Origin of the sequence: Microbispora sp. CA-135349, from assembly GCF_050947365.1 — a bacterium.
Classification (GTDB): Bacteria; Actinomycetota; Actinomycetes; order Streptosporangiales; family Streptosporangiaceae; genus Microbispora.
The window spans coordinates 4347839-4364441 of sequence record NZ_CP192001.1; the positions used below are offsets into that span (position 1 = coordinate 4347839).

Sequence of the window (16603 nt, forward strand, 5' to 3'; positions counted from 1 at the left end):
GCACTGTGAGAGCGACCGGGGAAGGGATGACGTCATGAGCGGGAAGGACACCGGCGGCGTGGGCGGGACGGACTCCCGTGCGCCGGGGGCGGCGCGGCTGGAGGAGGCGGCGGCCGCCTGCCCGGGCACGCTGGCCGTCTGCGTTCCCGGGGTGCTCGGCCTGAACGAGGACGCCGTGCTGCCGCTGGCCAGCACCGGCAAGGTGCTGCTGCTCGCGGCGCTCGCCCAGGACGTGGCGGCGGGCGTCGTGGACCCGGCCGAGCCGGTGACGCTGCTCGACGAGGACTACGCGAGCGGCTCGGGCCTGCTGACCGATCTTTCGGCACGCGTCTGGACGGCCGGCGACCTCGCGCTGCTCACCGCCTCCGTCAGCGACAACACCGCGACGAACGCGTTGCTGCGGCGGCTCGGGCTCGGCCGGGTGGACGCGGCCGCCGCCGCGCTCGGGCTGGCCGTGACCCGGATCCACGACACGATCCGCGAGCCGCGGCTGCCCGAGCACCCGCCGGCGTTCGCGAGCGGCACGGCACGCGAGCTGGCCGGGCTCATGCGGTCCCTGGCGTACGGCCGAGAGCCGTGGCAGCGGCTGCTGCTCGGCTGGATGGCGCACAACACCGACCGCGCGCTGGTGCCCGCGCTGCTCCCGCACGAGCCCGAGGACCGCGACCCGCCGGTGGCCCTGCCGTACGCCGCCGGGGTGTGGGTGGCGAACAAGACCGGCACGGACGCCGGGACGCGGGCCGACGTCGGCGTCATTGCCGGGGCGCGGTGGGAGGGCTACGCCGTGCTCGCGCACGGACCGGCGGGCCGCGAGCACGGCCTGGTGCAGGCGATCCGGCAGGCGGGCCTCGCCGTCGCCGCCGCCGTCCTCTAGCCCGTCGGAGCACGTCAGGCAGGGCGCGAAGGCTCGGTGCATGCTGAATGGAGCCGATACTTGGGGGCATGCTCAGCAGTCACCGCCTCAAGGTGCTCCTGGAGGTCTTCAGGACCGGGAGCATCGCCGGAGCCGCCAAGAACCTGCGGCTGTCGCCGTCCGCCGTCTCCCACCAGCTCGCCCGGCTGGAGGAGGAGGCGGGGGTCGGGCTGGTGGAGCGGGCCGCGCACAGCCTGCGGCTGACCGCGGCGGGCCGCCGCCTGGCCGGGCGGGCCCAGGAGGTGCTCGACCTCATCGAGTCCGCCGAGAAGGACCTGCTCGCGCAGGCGCGGGCGGACGCCGGGCAGCTGCGCATCGGGTTCTTCGCCTCGGCCGGCTACCGGCTGCTGCCGATGGCACTGTCGTCCTTCACGGCCCGCCATCCGGGCGTCGAGCTCGATCTGGTGCTCGGGCAGCCGCACGAGCTGCTGCCCGACGTTGAGCGCGGCGAGCTGGACGTGCTCGTCGTGTTCGAGCACGCGCTGGATCCCTGGAAAGCGCCCAAGGGCGTCGAGGTCGTCCACCTGTTCGACGAGCCGCAGCTCCTCGTCATGCCCCTCGGCCACCCCGTGGGGCACCGGCCCCGTGCCCGGCTGACCGACCTGGCCGACGAACCGTGGATCACCACGTTCGGCACCGAGACCCCGGTGTCGGTGCTGGAGCGGGCCAGCGCCCTGGAGGGGTTCACGCCCACCATCCGCTGCCGCAGCGACCACTACGAGGTGACGCTCGGCCTGGTGCGGGCCGGGCTCGGCGTGGCACTCGTGCCGAGCCTCGGTGTGCAGGGCGCCGCGGGCATCCAGGCGTGCCAGGTGGAGGGGCCCAAGCTCTACCGGCGAATCGGCGCCGCCCTGCGCCCCACCAATCCCAATCCCGCCCTGCGCGCGTTCGCCGACTACCTCAGGGACGCCTCGGCCCGGCTCAGCGTCACCCTCCGATGAGCCGTCCGCCGGGCGAGCACCAGGGCAGAGACACGGCGCAGAGACACGGCGCGAAGACAGGACGGAGTGATCACGTGCGGTGCACGGTAGTTTGGGCCGGCGCCTGGGGCCTGTCCGCCGCGGCCGAGCTGGCCGCGAGGGGCCACCGGGTCACGCTCGTGGAACGCCACGGAATCGGCGGCCTTCTCCCTGGCGCGCCTGCGCGCGTTTCCCGGCGACACCGGCCGGGCTCCGACCGCCCTCGGGCAGGTGAGCCCCCAAGGCGGCTGATCGTCCGCGTTCCGGCGAAGGGCGTGCGGCGGGTGAAGCGAGCGGTGCCCGGCCCGCCTCCTGGCGAGCCGGGCACCGGTTCCGTCACCAGTTGCCGAGCCTGCGCGCGCTGCGCTCGCCCCGCTCGTGCCGGCGGAACGCCATCGCCATCGCCAGCGCGGCGGCTCCCAGCACAAGGGTCACGACGCCGATGGCCACGTTGTTCCAGATGGTCGTCGCCGTGGCCTCACGTCCCGCGCGCAGCACAAAGGGCGAGATGATCGCCCAGACGGCGAGCATCGGGAGCAGCCACCCCACTCCGTGGGTGCGGCCGAAGGCGGACGCGAGCCCGAGAGCGAGGGCGCTGATCACGAGACCGGTGATCAGGTTGTTGACGGTCATGCCCCGGAATCCGAAGAACCCGACGATCCACGGCGAGAGGGCCAGATAGAGCCCGGCCAGGAAGGCCAGCCCTTCCAATACCTGGGCGGGGGCCGTCGAGCCCGCCCGGTCGTAGGTCTGGCGCAGTTCGGCGACGTCGGGATGACGCTCGAGGCCGGTGGGTCCAACCATGTCTGGTTCCGCCTTTCCTGCTGCGTGCGTTTGTGCCGACGGCCATACCCCCCAAACTCCCGGCATTCTCGATTCTGATTAATAATTGCGTGCTAATTCTGCAATAGACGGATAAATACGTTTCGGAGCGTCTAAGGCGACATGCGGCGGGCGTCGCAGGGGAGGTTAGCGGTAGGGCCTCGAGCGAGAGAGCCCGCGAAGAGAGGCCGGAGACGAGGCGCTGGGTCATGATCGCTGTTGTCCTGGCGGTGCTCGCGGCGGCGGCCAACGCCGTCGCTTCCGTGCTGCAGCGCCGGGCCGCCCGCAGCGCCCCGGCCGACGAGGCGTTCCGGGCCGGCCTGATCTGGGACCTCGTCCGCCGGCCCGCGTGGCTGGGCGGCATCGCCGCGCTCATCGCAGGCTTCCTGCTGCAGGCCGCCGCCCTCACCTCCGGAGGGCTCGCGCTCGTCCAGCCCCTGCTGGTCGCGGAACTGCCGATCACGATGCTCGTGGCGGGCTGGATGTTCCGGGTTCGCGTCACCCCTCAGACGTGGCTGGCCATCGGCGCGCTGACGGCGGGCCTGGCCGGGTTTCTCGCGGCGGCGTCACCCACCCCGGGCGACCGGCTTCCCGGCCTGCTGACCTGGGTGATCTCGGCGGGCGTGACCGCCGGGCTCCTCGCCGGCTGCGTCGCCGCCGCGATCGCCGCCGACGGGCCCGCCCGGGCGGTGCTGCTCGGGGCCGCCGCGGGTCTCGGATTCGCCTACACCGCCGTCCTGATGAAGCGCACGGTGGAGGACCTGCCGGCGGGCGTGCGGACGCTCGCCGGCTCCTGGTCGCTGTACGCCATGGTGGCCGCCGGCCTGTGCAGCCTGTTCCTGTTGCAGAACGCCCTGCACAGCGGTCCGCTCGTCGCCGTGCAGCCCGCGCTGACCGTGACCGACCCCGTGGCCAGCACCGCGTACGGCGTGGCGATGTTCGGTGAGGACATCCGCACCGGCCCGTGGGTGCTGCCCGAGCTGTCGGGCATGGCCCTCATCCTGTACGGCAGCGTGCTGCTGTCGAGATCCGCGCCGATCAGGGAGCAGGCGCGCATGGCCGGGGCACGGCGTCACCCGGGAGCGGAAGGCCCGGGAGAAGAAGGGACTCGGCCGGCGCCGCGGTGAACAGGGCGGCCGCCCGCGCGGTGAGCGCGGCCCGCCCGGGCAGGCCGGGTTCGAGCCGGTCGAGCGCCCTCAGCAGGTCCGCGCGGCGGCGCGCATGAACGCTCACCCCGGCACGCGCCATCGCGAGCACCCCGTCCCCGCCGTGACCCGCGATGGGCCGGTAGGTGACGACGGGCACCCCCGCCGCGAACGCCTCCCTGCAGGTCAGTCCGGCGGCGTTGTCGACCAGCGCGTACGCGGAGGCGAGCAGGTCCGCCAGGTCGTCCCGCCAGCCGAGGGCGGCGCCCGCCGCGCCGCCGAGCAGGCGGCCGAGCCGGCGGCGCAGCCGTTCGTTGCGCCCGCACAGCACGACGGGTGCGTACCGGCCAGAACGGGCCAGGGTCCGGGCGGTATCCGCGACCCGGCCGACTCCCCAGGATCCCGCGCAGACGAGCACGATCCGATCGCCGTCGCGCAGGCCGATCCGGGCCCGGACGTCCGCCGCGCCGGCCCGGGCCCCCGGCGCCCCGGGCCCCGGCACCGCGAACCCCGGCGCCGCGAACCAGGGGCGGACGATCGGGGCGCACCGGAAGGCCGGGCGGCCGACGGCGGCCGTCACGGCGAGGGCGGTGGCCGCGTCCGGGCACAGGTAGCGGTCGTTGCCGGGGTGCAGCCACAGGCGGTGCACGGCGAAGTCGGTCAGCACGACCACGCTCGGCACCGCGAGCCGCCCCCGCGCCCGCAGATGCCCGGCGGCCTGCGCGGCCACGTGGAAGACGGGCACGACCACCGAGGGCCGCAGACGGCGCACCACCCGGGCCAGCCCGGCAGCGGCCACCACCGTCAGCGGCGAGGTGGAGGGGGCCCGGCGCGAGACGAAGAAGACGCGGTAGACCAGCGCGTACAGCCATGGCGCCCGCAGCATCACCCCGCGGTACCACCACCGCATCAGCGCGCCCAGCCGCAGCGGCAGCAGGGCGAGCACGTCCACGGTCTCGGCACGCGCGCCGATGGCGGCCAGACGGCGGGCCAGCTCCGCGGCCACGGCGTCGTGGCCCGCTCCCATCGAGGCGCTGACGATGAGCACCGTCCCCACGGGCGGCGCGGGCGCTGCTGTCGTCATGGCCCTCCTTCCCCGGCAGGCCGTGTGGAGCCCCGGTGGCGACCGACGGACACTGGACAGGCACTGGGCGACACTGAAGGAACCGAACGGACACGGGAAGGCGCCGGAGTCTCCACGCGATGGAGGGTCGATTGAGACATCACGCGCTCGTCGCCGCCGGCCTGGCTTTGCTCCACGCCGGGCCGGGGGCGACCTGGCTGCCCCCGGTCCGCCGCCTGCTGCCGTCCCTCGCGGGCGAGGGCGATCCCGGGCACGTGGCGCTGACCTTCGACGACGGGCCGGACCCGCGCTCGACCCCGCTGTTCCTGGACGAACTGGACCGGCTCGGGTGCCGGGCGACCTTCTTCCTCCTCGGCGAGATGCTCGGCCGCCACCCCGAGGTCGGACGGAGCATCGCGCGCGCCGGTCACGAGGTGGCCGTGCACGGCTGGCGGCACGACAACACGCTGGTCACCCGGCCGGGCAGGGTCGCGGCGGAGATGGGCGGGGCCGTGCGCCTCGTCACCGCCGTCACCGGCGTACGCCCCTCGTGGTACCGCCCGCCGTACGGGGTGTTGAGCGCCGAGGCACTGCTCGCGGCCCGATGGCACGGCCTGCGGCCGGTCCTGTGGACGGCCTGGGGCCGGGACTGGACGGAGCGTGCCACGCCGGAATCGGTGCTGAGCACCCTGGAGCCCGGTCTGCGCGGCGGGGCGACGCTGCTGCTGCACGATTGCGACCACACCTCCGCCCCGGGTTCCTGGCGCTCGGCGCTGGGCGCGCTCGCCGGCGTGGTCGGCCGCTGCCGCGCCGCCGGGCTCCGTGTCGGACCGCTCGGCGCCCACGGCGTCGGCCGCCCGCACACGTCCCGGACCGGGGTTGTACCCGGCGGCGCGCGGCCGCACCGGCTTCCGGTCCGGGCAACTCTTTACCCGCGGCCGGAAGCGTGAAGTCCGGGGAAAAGAGCCGCGCGCTCCCGCCGTTGTTCTCGACCGTGTTTTTGCCGTTCTCTCCGGGCGCCGCCTGCTCGTGTACGCCGCTTTTCCTCCGGGGTTACCCACGTAAAACACCTGCCCGACCTGTCCGGGTTTGTGGCGAATTGCGGTGGAGATTCTTCAGGCATGTCCGCAGCGGACGTACGCGACGCCGCGCGCCGGGAGAACTTCCCGGTGGCCTCCCGCCTGCTGCCGCGCGCGTACCGCCGCGACCTGATCGCGGTGTACGGCTTCGCCCGCTACGTGGACGACGTCGGCGACGAGGCGGATCCCGCCCATCGGCCCGCCCTGCTCGACGCGGTGGAGGCCGACCTCGGCCGCCTGTACGCCGGGGGGAGCCCGCGGCTGCCCGCCGTACGCGCGCTGGCGCCGTTGGTCACCGGGCGGAGCGTGCCGAGAGCGCCCTTCCTCCACCTCGTCGAGGCCAACCGGCGCGACCAGGTGGTGCGGCGCTACGACACCTTCGGGCAGCTGCTGGCCTACTGCGAGCTGTCCGCCAACCCGGTCGGCCGGATCGTCCTGCACGTCTTCGGCGTGGCCACCGACGAGCGGGCGCGGCTGTCGGACCGCATCTGCTCCGCGCTGCAGGTGATCGAGCACTGCCAGGACGTGGGTGAGGACCACGCCCGCGGCCGCGTCTACCTGCCCGCCGAGGACCTGCGCAGGTTCGGCTGCCGCGAGGCCGACCTCGCCGCCTCCCACGCCTGCCCGCGGCTGCGCCGGGCGGTCGCCCTGCAGGCCCGCCGCGCCGCCACCCTGCTGGACGAGGGCATGCCGCTGCTGGAGACGCTGAGCGGCTTCGCGCGTACCGCGGTCGCCGGGTACGTCGCGGGCGGCCGGGCGGCGCTCGCGGCGCTGGATCGCGGCCGGCACGACGTCCTCGGCCGGGCGGTCCGCGCGCGCCGCCGCGCGGTGCTGAGCGAATGGGTGCGCGTGCTGAAGGAGGTGAACGGTGACGGTTCCCGGCGCGATTCCTGATCCCGCTCCCGATCGCCCGCCCGGCCCGACGCCGCGTCGCGTGGGCGACGACCCGACCGGCCACGCGCTGCGCCCCGTCACGCCCATTTCCGAGCCGGTGCCCGGGCCGATGCCGGTGCTCGTGCCTGTGCCGGTGGCCTACCGGTACTGCGAGCGCGTCGTGCGCGCCCGGGCGCGCAACTTCGCCTACGGAATCCGCCTGCTGGCCCCGTCGAAGCGCCGCGCGCTCTGCGCGCTGTACGCCTTCGCCCGCAGGATCGACGACATCGGCGACGCGGCCGGGCCGGTGAACACGCGGCTGTCGGCGCTGGAGGAGGCGCGCGCGGGCCTGCGGGCGCCGGGGCCGGATCCCGCCGACCCCGTGCTGGTGGCCCTGCGTGACACCGCCGCGCGCTTCCCCGTTCCGCTGGAGGCGTTCGAGGAGCTGATCGACGGATGCGCCGCCGACGTGGCGGGCGCGTGTTACCAGTCGTACGAGGACCTCGTCGGCTACTGCAGGGAGGTCGCCGGGTCGATCGGGCGGCTGTCGCTCGGCGTGTTCGGCCTCGCCTCCGGGGTGGACGGACGCGACGGCGCCGGAGGAGGGACGCTGCGGCGCGCGGCGCGGTTCGCGGACTCCCTCGGGGTCGCGCTTCAGCTCACCAACGTGCTCAGGGACCTGCGCGAGGACCGTTGCGCGGGCCGGGTGTATCTGCCCGCCGACGACCTGCGCAGGTTCGGCTGCACGCTCGACCTGGACGGGTCCGGGGCCTTCGCCGACCCGCCCGAGCGGCTGGCACGGCTCATCCGGTACGAGGCCGGGCGGGCGCTCGGCTGGTACGCCGAGGGGATGCGCCTGATCCCGCTGCTCGACCGGCGCAGCGCCGCCTGCACCGCGGCGATGGCGGGCATCTACCGGCGCCTGCTCGCCCGCATCGCCGCCGACCCGGGGCGGGCGCTGGACGGACGCGTGTCGCTCACGCCGTGGGCGAAGGCGATGGTCGCGGCGCGGGCGATCGCGGGGGCGGGCCCATGAACGGCCCGATGAACGGCCCGATGAACGGCATGGGCAACGGCCCGCTGAACGGCATGGGGAGCGGGGCCGTCCCGCCCGTGGCGGTGGTGGGCGGCGGCCTCGCCGGCATCACCGCGGCCCTCGCGCTCGCGGAGGCCGGCTGGCCGGTGACCCTCTACGAGGCCAGGCCGAGGCTCGGCGGGGCCACCCACTCCTTCGCCAGGGGCGGCCTGACGGCCGACAACGGGCAGCATGTCTTCCTGCGCTGCTGCACCGCCTACCGCGGGCTGCTCGACCGGCTCGGCGGGACCGGGCGGGTGCGCCTGCAGGAGCGCTTCGACGTGAGCGTGCTCACTCCGCACGGCAGACGGGGACGGCTGCGCCGGTCCGCGCTGCCCGGGCCGCTCCATCTGCTGCCCGCGCTCGCGGGCTACCGCCTGCTGTCCCCCGCCGACCGGCTGCGCGCGGTGCGCGGCGCGCTCGCGCTGCGCGGGCTCGACCCGGCGGAGCCCGCCCTCGACCGGGTCGCGCTCGGCGGCTGGCTGGCCGCCAACGGCCAGCGGGAGAGCGTACGGCGGGCGCTGTGGGACCTGTTCGCGGTGGCCGCGCTCAACATCCCGTCCGAGGAGGCGGCGCTGGGGCCGGCCGCGATGGTCTTCAGGACGGCGCTGCTGGGCCGCGCCGACGCCGCCGACATCGGCGTGCCGTCCGTGCCGCTCGGCGACCTGCACGGCGGCGCCGCGCTTTCGGCCATCGCCCGGCTGGGCGGCGAGGTGCGGCTGGCGGCGAAGGTCGACGGGGTGCTGCCGTCTCCGCCGGGCCCGAACGGACCGTCGATCCTCGTGGGCGGCCGGCACGTCGAGGCGGCGGCCGTCGTCGTCGCCACCCCGCACGGGCAGGCCGCGCGGCTCGTGCCGGCCGAGGCCGCGCCGGAACGGGACGCCTGGGCGCGTCTCGGCGCGAGCCCGATCGTCAACGTGCACGTCGTCTACGACCGGCCGGTCACCCGGCTGCCGTTCGCCGCGGTCGTCGGTTCGCCGGTGCAGTGGATCTTCGACAGGACCGCGGCGGGCGGGCTCACGCGCGGCCAGTACCTGACGGTCTCGGTGTCGGCGGCGCGGCACTGGATCGACGTGCCGACCGCCGTGATGCGGGAGGTGTTCCTGCCCGAACTGGAGCGGCTGCTCCCGGCCGCGCGGGAGGCGCGGGTCGTGGACCTGTTCATCACCAGGGAACGGCGGGCGACCTTCCGGCAGGTCCCGGGAAGCGGCGGGCTGCGCCCCGGCGCGGCCACCCGGTGGCCGGGATTGTTCCTCGCCGGCGCGTGGACCGACACGGGCTGGCCCGACACGATGGAGGGAGCCGTGCGCAGCGGACTCCAGGCGGCCCGTCTCGTCAGGCGGCATCTCGGGCGGATCTCGGCACGGGAGTGGGCACGGGAGTGGGCGCCGTGACCGCGGTCGCCACCGGCGCCGCCCGCGCCGCGACCGCCCTGGCGGCGGCCCGCGACCACCTGCTCGGCCTGCAGACGCCCGAGGGGTGGTGGAAGGGCGAGTTGCAGACCAACGTGACCATGGACGCCGAGGACCTTCTGCTGCGCGAGTTCCTGGGCGTGCGGACCGCGCAGGAGACCGCCGAGGCCGCCCGGTGGATCAGGTCGCAACAGCGCGAAGACGGTACCTGGGCCAACTTCCACGAAGGACCCGCCGACCTGTCCACCACCGTCGAGGCGTACACCGCGCTGCGGCTCGCGGGCGACCCGCCCTCCGCGCCGCACATGCGGGCCGCGGCGGCGTACGTGCGCGGGGCCGGCGGCGTCGAGTCGGCCCGGGTCTTCACCCGGATCTGGCTCGCGCTGTTCGGCCTCTGGCGGTGGGAGGACCTGCCGGTCATCCCCCCGGAGATCATGTTCCTGCCGCCGTGGTGCCCGCTCAACGTGTACGACTGGGCCTGCTGGGCGCGGCAGACCATCGTCCCGCTCACGATCGTGACCGCGCACCGCCCGGTCCGCCCGCTGCCGTTCGGCCTGCCGGAGCTGCGCGGTGACATTTCAGGCCTGGACATCTCAGGCCGGGACATCACCGGCGGGCAGGTGGCGCGGCGGGGCCCGCGCACCGGCTGGGACGCCGTGTTCGCGGCCCTCGACCGCGCCCTGCACCGCTACGAGCGCCGCCCGGTGGCCGGACTCCGCCGCGCCGCGCTGAGGCGGGCCGCCGAGTGGGTCGTGGCCCGGCAGGAGGCCGACGGCTCGTGGGGCGGCATCCAGCCTCCCTGGGTCTACTCGCTGATCGCCCTGAGCCTGAGCGGGTACGGCCTGGACCATCCCGTCATGCGCGCCGGCCTGGCCGGGCTGGACAGGTTCACCATCAGGGAGAACGGCACGCGCAGGCTGGAGGCGTGCCAGTCGCCGGTCTGGGACACCGCGCTCGCGATGACCGCCCTCCTCGACGCCGGCCTGCCCGGCGACCATGCCGCGCTGACCCGGGCGGGCGAGTGGCTGCTGCGGGAGGAGATCCGGGGACCGGGCGACTGGATGGTGCGGCGCCCCGGCCTCGCGCCGGGCGGCTGGGCCTTCGAGTTCGACAACGACGGCTATCCCGACGTCGACGACACCGCGGAGGTGATCCTCGCGCTGCGCCGCTGGGGCCGGCCCGACGCCCGGCCGGCCGTCGAGAGGGGGCTGCGCTGGATGGCCGGGATGGCCTGCCGCGACGGGGGTTTCGCCGCCTTCGACGCCGACAACACCCGCGAGCTGTGCCTGCGGCTGCCGTTCTGCGACTTCGGCGCGGTCATCGACCCGCCTTCGGCCGACGTGACCGCGCACGTGGTCGAGGCGCTCGCCGCCGAGGGCCTGGCCCGCTCCCCCGTCGTCCGGGGCGCCGTGATGTGGCTGCTGCGGGCGCAGGAGCCCGACGGCTCCTGGTTCGGCAGGTGGGGGGCCAACCACGTGTACGGCACCGGGGCGGTGCTGCCCGCCCTCGCGGCGGCCGGGGTGCCGCCCGGCGCCCCCGCCGTACGGCGGGCCGTGGCCTGGCTGGAGGCGTGTCAGCACCCCTGCGGCGGCTGGGGCGAGGACATGCGCTCCTACCGCGACCCCGCCTGGATCGGGCGGGGCGAGCCGACCGCCTCCCAGACGGCCTGGGCCCTCATCGGCCTGCTCGCCGCCGGGGAGCGTGGCCGGGCGGTGGACAGAGGGGCGGCCTGGCTGGCCGACAGCCAGCGCCCGGACGGCACGTGGGACGAGCCGCACTACACCGGGACGGGCTTTCCCGGCGACTTCTTCATCAACTACCACCTCTACCGGCTCGTCTTCCCGGTCAGCGCGCTCGGCCGCTACCTGCGGGCGCGGGAGGGGACGTCATGAAAGACCTGATCGTGTGCACCGCGCTGGGGATGGAGGCCCGGGCCGTCGCCCGTGGCCTGCGGTATCGGCCGGATCTCGGGGACGGCCATCCGCGTGTCCGGGTCGTCCGGATCGGCATGGGCCCGGACCGGGCGGCGCGGGCGGCGGCCCTGCTCCCGCCGGCCGCCGCCCTCGCCGTCACCGGCTTCGGCGGGGCCCTGCACGACGGCCTGCGTCCCGGGGACGTGCTGGTCGCCACCGAGGTCCGCTCCGGCGGCCGGGTCTGGCCGTGCCCGTCTGCCCCGCTGCTGGCGGGAGAACTCACCCGCGCCGGGCTGCCCGCCCGCACCGGCCCGCTCGTCACCTCGCCGGGGATGGTGACGGGCCGCGACCGGCTCGTCCTGGCCCGCGCGGGCGCCTCCGCCGTCGACATGGAGAGCGCTCCCCTGGCGGCGGCCGCGGGCGGGCGGCCGTTCGCGGCGGTGCGGGTCATCGTGGACACCCCCGACGCCCCCCTGCTGAACCTCGCCACCCTGGCCGGCGCGGTCGCCGCGCGGCGCACGCTCGCCGCGATCGGCCCGGTCCTGGCGCGGTGGGCGGCGGCCTTGGGTCCCCGCCGGGTCCTGCTCGCGTCACCCCGCTCGTTCTGCGCCGGGGTCGAGCGGGCCATCGAGATCGTGGAACGCGCGCTGGACCGGTTCGGCGCGCCCGTGTACGTGCGCAAGCAGATCGTGCACAACGTCCACGTCGTACGCGACCTCGAGCGGCGCGGCGCGGTGTTCGTCGACGACCTGGCCGAGGTGCCGGAGGGCGCGGTGACCGTCTTCTCCGCGCACGGCGTGGCGCCCGCCGTGCGGGAGGAGGCGGCACGACGCCGGCTGCGCGTCGTCGACGCGACGTGCCCGCTGGTCGCCAAGGTCCACGCGGAGGCCCGCAGGTTCGCCTCGCGGGGCGACCTCGTCGTGCTGATCGGCCACGCCGGGCACGAGGAGGTCGAGGGCGTGCTCGGGGAGGTGCCCGGCGCGGGCGTGCTGGTCGAGGACGAAGCGGGAGTGGCGGCCGTGGTGGAGAACGTGCCGCGGGGGCGCGGCGTCGCCTACCTGACCCAGACCACGCTGGCGGCCGACGAGGCGGGGCGGGTCGCGGCGGCGATACGGCGCCGCTTCCCGGACGCCGAGGGGCCGCGCGGCGACGACATCTGCTACGCGACGACCAACCGGCAGCACGCGGTGCGGGCCGTCGCCGCGGAGGCCGACCTGGTGCTGGTCGTCGGCTCGGCCAACTCGTCCAACGCCCTGCGCCTCACCGAGGTCGCCGCGCGGTCCGGTCACGACGGGGCACCGCTCGCCCACCTGGTCGACGGCCCCGGCGACGTCGCGCTCGACTGGCTGCGCGGCGCGCGGACGGTCGGGCTCACCGCCGGGGCGTCCACCCCCGGCGCGATGGTGGACGCCGTCGTGGCCGCCCTCGGCGGGCTCGGCCCGCTGGAGGTGGAGGAACGGCGGGTGACCGAGGAGAACGTCGAGTTCACATTGCCGAAGGAGGTGCGGCCCTGATGCCGATGCCCGTACGCCAGAGCCTGCGCGTGGGCGCGTACATCCTGGCCCAGCGGCTGCGCCGGCGGGAGAGGTTCCCGCTGCTGGTCGAGCTTGAGCCGTTGTTCGCGTGCAACCTGAAATGCGCGGGCTGCGGGAAGATCCAGCACCCGGCCGGCGTGCTGAAGCAGCGCATGCCGGTCGGGCAGGCGGTGGCCGCCGTCGAGGAGTGCGGCGCCCCGATGGTGTCGATCGCCGGCGGGGAACCGCTCATGCACCCCCAGATCGGGGAGATGGTCGAGGAGCTGGTGGCGCGCAGGAAGTACGTCTTCCTGTGCACCAACGCGCTGCTGATCCCGCGCAAGATCGACCGGTTCGCGCCGTCGCCGTACTTCGCCTGGGCGGTCCACATCGACGGCCTGCGCGAGCGGCACGACGCGTCGGTGTGCAAGGAGGGCGTGTTCGACGAGGCGGTCGCGGCGGTGCGCGAGTGCCAGAGGCGCGGCTTCCGCGTCACCACCAACACCACGTTCTTCGCCGGGGACAGCCCGCGCACCGTGATCGAGGTGCTCGACTTCCTCAACGACGACCTGCGTGTCGACCAGATGATGATCTCGCCGGGGTACGCCTACGAGAAGGCGCCCGACCAGGACTGCTTCCTGGGGGTGCGGCAGACGCGGGAGCTGTTCCGCGCCGCGTTCGCGGGCGGCAACCGCAGGCGCTGGCGGTTCAACCACTCGCCGCTGTTCCTCGACTTCCTGGAGGGGAGGGCCGACTTCCCCTGCACGGCCTGGGCGATTCCGTCCTACTCGGTGTTCGGCTGGCAGCGGCCCTGTTACCTGATGGCCGACGGCTACGCGAAGACCTACCGGGAGCTGGTCGAGGAGACCGACTGGAGCTCCTACGGCCGGGGGCGGGACGCGCGCTGCGCCAACTGCATGGCGCACTGCGGTTACGAGCCGACGGCGGTCTTCGCCACCCTCGGCTCGCTGCGCGAGTCCCTGCGCGCGCTCCGCGGCACGTAGGACCGTGCTTCGGTCCTACGCGGCAGGGGCCTGTTCGCTTTGCCGTGAGGTGACGGTCTGCCACAGTCGTCGCATGACTGTGCTTCTCGGCGACAAACAGAGATTCGGCATGGAAGTCGGCGACTGGGTCGACTCGGAACTGCGCCAGGTGGATCTGTGGATCGCCGGTCAGCGGCTGACCTGTGATGACAACCTGGCGTTCGTCAAGCAGTTCCGTCTGTCCGTGGCGGGCACGGCCCGCTGGATGCGCTCCGGCGGCGGTTCTCCTCCGCCCTTCCCCGGACTGTCCCCCGTGGCCGCTCACCGGCGGCTCGTCGACGAGTCCGAGGACTTCGAAGAGACCGCCTGGAATTGCCGGTTCTTCGGCTGGGGGCCCACCACCGACAACCTTCAGGCGTTCGCCTTCCGTGAGGGGGCCCACCTGACGATCACGGTGGCGTTCTGGCGCGAGGAGCACCTGCGGGAGCATCCCGAGCATGCGGGAAAGGTCTGGGTGGCCGAACTCCGGACCGAGGAGTTCCTCGGGCTCCTGGAGGAATTGGTCGCGATCATAGATCGTGATTCTTAACCGCCCGAGGCCTCCAAAGACTGATTTCGCGATCAGGCCGGGGAGAACCGTTTCGCAGGGCGGTCAGGGGCGGCCGAAGCGGCGGGCGAGGACGCGGAACGCGCCGGGCGCGGCCCCGTGCAGACGGGCGGGCAGCCGCAGCCAGGCCGGGACGTACACCTCGGCGCGGCCGCGCTCGACGGCGACCGCGATGGCCCGGGCCACCCGCTCCGGCGGGACGGGCGCGGGCCTGCTGCGCGTGTACGGCCTGCCGCGCCGGGCGAAGAACGGCGTGTCGACCACTCCGGGCACCACGGCCGTCACCCCGATTCCCGGCAGTTCGTACCGCAGGCTCTCGGCGAAGGCCAGCAGGCCCGCCTTGGTCGCGGCGTACACCGCCTCCTCCCGCACGCCCACCACACCGGCGATCGAGGCGACGTAGACGAGGTGGCCCCGGCCGCGCTCCAGCATCCCGGGCAGCAGCAGCCGCGTGAGCCGCAGGTGAGCCGCCAGGTTGACCGTGATCAAGCGCTCGGCCGTGCCCGCGGACATTCGCGTGAACGGTCCGCTCCAGCCCTCGCCCGCGCACGCCACCAGCACGTCCACCGGCCCGGCGCGTACGGCGAGGTCGGCCGACGGGTCCGAGAGGTCGGCGGGCAGGACCTCGCCGCCGGTCCGGGCGGCGACGCCGGCGAGGGCGTCCTCGTCCCGCCCGGAGAGCACCAGGCGCGCGCCGCGCGCCGACAACTCCAGCGCCGTCGCGGCGCCGATGCCCGACGACGCGCCCGTGACCAGCACCCGTGCCCCCGCAGGCCGCATGCGCCCCACCCCCTCGTCCAGGGGTGTACCCCGTGGCGCGTGCGCCGCCGCCCGGCCCTCCCGGCGGACCGGGGATGTAGTGATGATCACGATGAGCGATATGGATCTGCTTGCGGAACGGCTTCGCGCCGCGCGACTGCCGGCCGAGTCCGCGTACGAGACAGCGGGCGGCGTGGGGGCGGTGGCGGGCATGGTGACGCCGCGCGGCGTCCCCCGTTCGCCCGCCGCCGTGCCCCGTGAAGTGCCGGCGGTGAAGGCGGATGCTTTTCCGCGAACCGGTGGACCGCCGACGGTATGACTGGGTAGGCTCCCAAGTATGACCAAGAAGATTACGATCTCCTTGCCGGACGAACTCGCCGACGAGGCGCAGGCGTCCGGCAACGCCTCGGCCTACATCGCCGCGGCGCTGCGGGAACGGCGGCGCATCCAGGGCGACCTGGCCATCATGGCCGATTTATGGGGGCCGGGCTGGCAGGACGGGATCAGCGATGACGACAGCGCCCGCGCGGCGCGCCTGATGACCGGCGGCGCCAAGGCGGACGCCGCGTGACCGACCCCGTCCCACCGGCCGGCGTCCTGTCCGGCCACGTGCTGGACCTCGACGCCGTCGTCCACCTGATCGAGGGCAAGAGCATGTACGGCAGGGCCGTCGTGCGGCAGTCCTCGGCACACGGCGTCACCCTCCTCGTCCCCGCGCTCGCCGTCCAGGTGCTGTCGCTGGGCCCCATCCAGCCCCGGCTCGAACGCTTCCTGCGCATGTCGATGGTGGTCACCGGCGCGCTGTCCCCCGGCGACGCCGTCGAAGGCGGGCCCTACGCGCAGGAGATCATGGCCAGCCTGCGCCGTCACCGGCCGTCCGCCGCCGACGCGCTCCTGCCCGACGTCCTGGTGGCCGCCCACGCCGCCGTGCACGCCACCCGCCGCGGCTGGCGGATCATCACCGCCACCCCCTACCTGTACGAGGGCCTCGACGTCCGCCTGGAGATCCTCCCCTGAAGGGCCTGTGTCACCGGCGCTTCGGCGACCGCGCCAGCGCCAGCACGCTCAGCCCGAACATCAGCACACCCAGGGGCAGGTGGGCCGACGGCACGTGCGCGATGCCGAGCACGACCTGCACGGAGGCGAGCGCGAGGAAGCCGGACGCGTGCCAGACGGGCCGGGGCGAGCCGCCGCCCGGCTTCCACGCCAGCACCGCCGCGAGCACGTACAGCATCGACGCCCCGTACATCACGCGGGCTCCGGCACTGTGCAGCGTCTCTCCGTAGGACGAGGTCAGCAGCAGTCCGGCGGAGACCGCTTGCAGGAAGATGGTCAGGGTCTGCAAGGTGATCGCGATCCGCAGAAACGAGAAGTCACGCTGTGCCGTCGCCTGGATGGCCATGTCAGGTCCCCTGTTCCGCCCCGGGGGGCAGTCGATCGATAAGGTCTCACCAGCCCGACGACGCGGGCCCGCGAAAGGTAAGGC

General features: G+C 74.7%; 18 protein-coding genes and 1 pseudogene. 15 read left to right on the forward strand and 4 right to left on the reverse strand.

Features of this window, described 5'->3' with window-relative positions:
- Positions 1-34 precede the first annotated feature (34 nt).
- The 3 genes from ACQPZZ_RS20370 (at position 35) to ACQPZZ_RS20380 (ending at position 2384) form a co-directional block, all read left to right on the forward strand.
- On the forward strand, positions 35-874 hold the full coding sequence (locus ACQPZZ_RS20370) for a serine hydrolase (protein ID WP_432920393.1): 840 nt from the start codon (positions 35-37) through the stop codon (positions 872-874).
- A 68-nt stretch (positions 875-942) separates the two neighbouring features.
- Positions 943-1854, forward strand: coding sequence for a LysR family transcriptional regulator (locus ACQPZZ_RS20375; RefSeq protein ID WP_363638147.1), 912 nt, complete (start codon positions 943-945; stop codon positions 1852-1854).
- Complete coding sequence (locus tag ACQPZZ_RS20380; RefSeq protein WP_432920397.1) at positions 1851-2384, forward strand: FAD-dependent oxidoreductase; 534 nt, start codon at positions 1851-1853, stop codon at positions 2382-2384. Before ACQPZZ_RS20375 ends, ACQPZZ_RS20380 begins: the two co-directional genes overlap by 4 nt.
- Here ACQPZZ_RS20380 and ACQPZZ_RS20385 read toward each other — a convergent pair.
- Positions 2299-2742 (reverse strand): annotated as a pseudogene (locus ACQPZZ_RS20385) (SPW repeat protein); the annotation flags it as partial. The gene ACQPZZ_RS20380 and the pseudogene ACQPZZ_RS20385 sit on opposite strands and share 86 nt — an antisense overlap.
- Positions 2743-2903: 161 nt before the next feature.
- Between ACQPZZ_RS20385 and ACQPZZ_RS20390 the strand changes: the two are divergent.
- Entirely contained in the window at positions 2904-3821 is a 918-nt protein-coding gene (locus tag ACQPZZ_RS20390) for a DMT family transporter (protein ID WP_432920400.1), read from the forward strand.
- Here ACQPZZ_RS20390 and ACQPZZ_RS20395 read toward each other — a convergent pair.
- Entirely contained in the window at positions 3733-4923 is a 1191-nt protein-coding gene (locus ACQPZZ_RS20395) for an MGDG synthase family glycosyltransferase (protein ID WP_432920403.1), read from the reverse strand. The genes ACQPZZ_RS20390 and ACQPZZ_RS20395 overlap by 89 nt on opposite strands.
- Before the next feature lie 131 nt (positions 4924-5054).
- Between ACQPZZ_RS20395 and ACQPZZ_RS20400 the strand changes: the two genes are divergently transcribed.
- The 8 genes from ACQPZZ_RS20400 to ACQPZZ_RS20435 all read left to right on the forward strand — a co-directional run bounded on the left by ACQPZZ_RS20400 (position 5055) and on the right by ACQPZZ_RS20435 (position 14340).
- Positions 5055-5852 (forward strand): polysaccharide deacetylase family protein, encoded by a 798-nt coding sequence (locus ACQPZZ_RS20400; protein WP_432920406.1) that lies wholly within the window; start codon positions 5055-5057, stop codon positions 5850-5852.
- A 171-nt stretch (positions 5853-6023) separates the two neighbouring features.
- Positions 6024-6875: a squalene synthase HpnC gene (gene hpnC, locus ACQPZZ_RS20405; protein WP_432920409.1), complete on the forward strand. Its 852-nt coding sequence runs from the start codon at positions 6024-6026 to the stop codon at positions 6873-6875.
- Positions 6850-7890: a phytoene/squalene synthase family protein gene (locus tag ACQPZZ_RS20410; protein WP_432920412.1), complete on the forward strand. Its 1041-nt coding sequence runs from the start codon at positions 6850-6852 to the stop codon at positions 7888-7890. The genes hpnC and ACQPZZ_RS20410 overlap by 26 nt, the downstream gene beginning before the upstream one ends.
- Complete coding sequence (gene hpnE, locus ACQPZZ_RS20415; RefSeq protein WP_432920415.1) at positions 7887-9323, forward strand: hydroxysqualene dehydroxylase HpnE; 1437 nt, start codon at positions 7887-7889, stop codon at positions 9321-9323. Before ACQPZZ_RS20410 ends, hpnE begins: the two co-directional genes overlap by 4 nt.
- The gene (gene shc / locus ACQPZZ_RS20420; protein ID WP_432920418.1) at positions 9320-11233 is read left to right on the forward strand and encodes a squalene--hopene cyclase; all 1914 of its coding nucleotides are present in this window, start codon (positions 9320-9322) and stop codon (positions 11231-11233) included. Before hpnE ends, shc begins: the two co-directional genes overlap by 4 nt.
- On the forward strand, positions 11230-12768 hold the full coding sequence (ispH, locus tag ACQPZZ_RS20425) for a 4-hydroxy-3-methylbut-2-enyl diphosphate reductase (RefSeq protein ID WP_432920421.1): 1539 nt from the start codon (positions 11230-11232) through the stop codon (positions 12766-12768). Before shc ends, ispH begins: the two co-directional genes overlap by 4 nt.
- Entirely contained in the window at positions 12768-13772 is a 1005-nt protein-coding gene (gene hpnH / locus ACQPZZ_RS20430) for an adenosyl-hopene transferase HpnH (protein ID WP_432920424.1), read from the forward strand. The genes ispH and hpnH overlap by 1 nt, the downstream gene beginning before the upstream one ends.
- A 73-nt stretch (positions 13773-13845) precedes the next feature.
- On the forward strand, positions 13846-14340 hold the full coding sequence (locus tag ACQPZZ_RS20435; RefSeq protein ID WP_432920427.1) for a hypothetical protein: 495 nt from the start codon (positions 13846-13848) through the stop codon (positions 14338-14340).
- A gap of 63 nt (positions 14341-14403) precedes the next feature.
- On the opposite strand, the gene ACQPZZ_RS20440 is transcribed toward ACQPZZ_RS20435, so the two are convergent.
- The gene (locus tag ACQPZZ_RS20440) at positions 14404-15138 is read right to left on the reverse strand and encodes an SDR family NAD(P)-dependent oxidoreductase (protein ID WP_432920430.1); all 735 of its coding nucleotides are present in this window, start codon (positions 15136-15138) and stop codon (positions 14404-14406) included.
- An 82-nt stretch (positions 15139-15220) separates the two neighbouring features.
- Between ACQPZZ_RS20440 and ACQPZZ_RS20445 the strand changes: the two genes are divergently transcribed.
- The 3 genes from ACQPZZ_RS20445 to ACQPZZ_RS20455 are packed head-to-tail and all read left to right on the forward strand — an operon-like array spanning position 15221 to position 16134.
- Positions 15221-15436, forward strand: a complete 216-nt coding sequence (locus ACQPZZ_RS20445; protein WP_432920433.1) for a hypothetical protein — start codon at positions 15221-15223, stop codon at positions 15434-15436.
- Between the two features lie 18 nt (positions 15437-15454).
- Complete coding sequence (locus ACQPZZ_RS20450; RefSeq protein WP_432920436.1) at positions 15455-15688, forward strand: ribbon-helix-helix domain-containing protein; 234 nt, start codon at positions 15455-15457, stop codon at positions 15686-15688.
- A complete protein-coding gene (locus ACQPZZ_RS20455) occupies positions 15685-16134 on the forward strand; it encodes a hypothetical protein (protein WP_363638177.1) in 450 nt (149 codons plus the stop codon). Before ACQPZZ_RS20450 ends, ACQPZZ_RS20455 begins: the two co-directional genes overlap by 4 nt.
- 10 nt (positions 16135-16144) lie before the next feature.
- Here the strand turns inward: ACQPZZ_RS20455 and ACQPZZ_RS20460 are convergent, their stop codons facing one another.
- Positions 16145-16519: a hypothetical protein gene (locus ACQPZZ_RS20460; RefSeq protein WP_432920440.1), complete on the reverse strand. Its 375-nt coding sequence runs from the start codon at positions 16517-16519 to the stop codon at positions 16145-16147.
- Positions 16520-16603 lie beyond the last annotated feature (84 nt).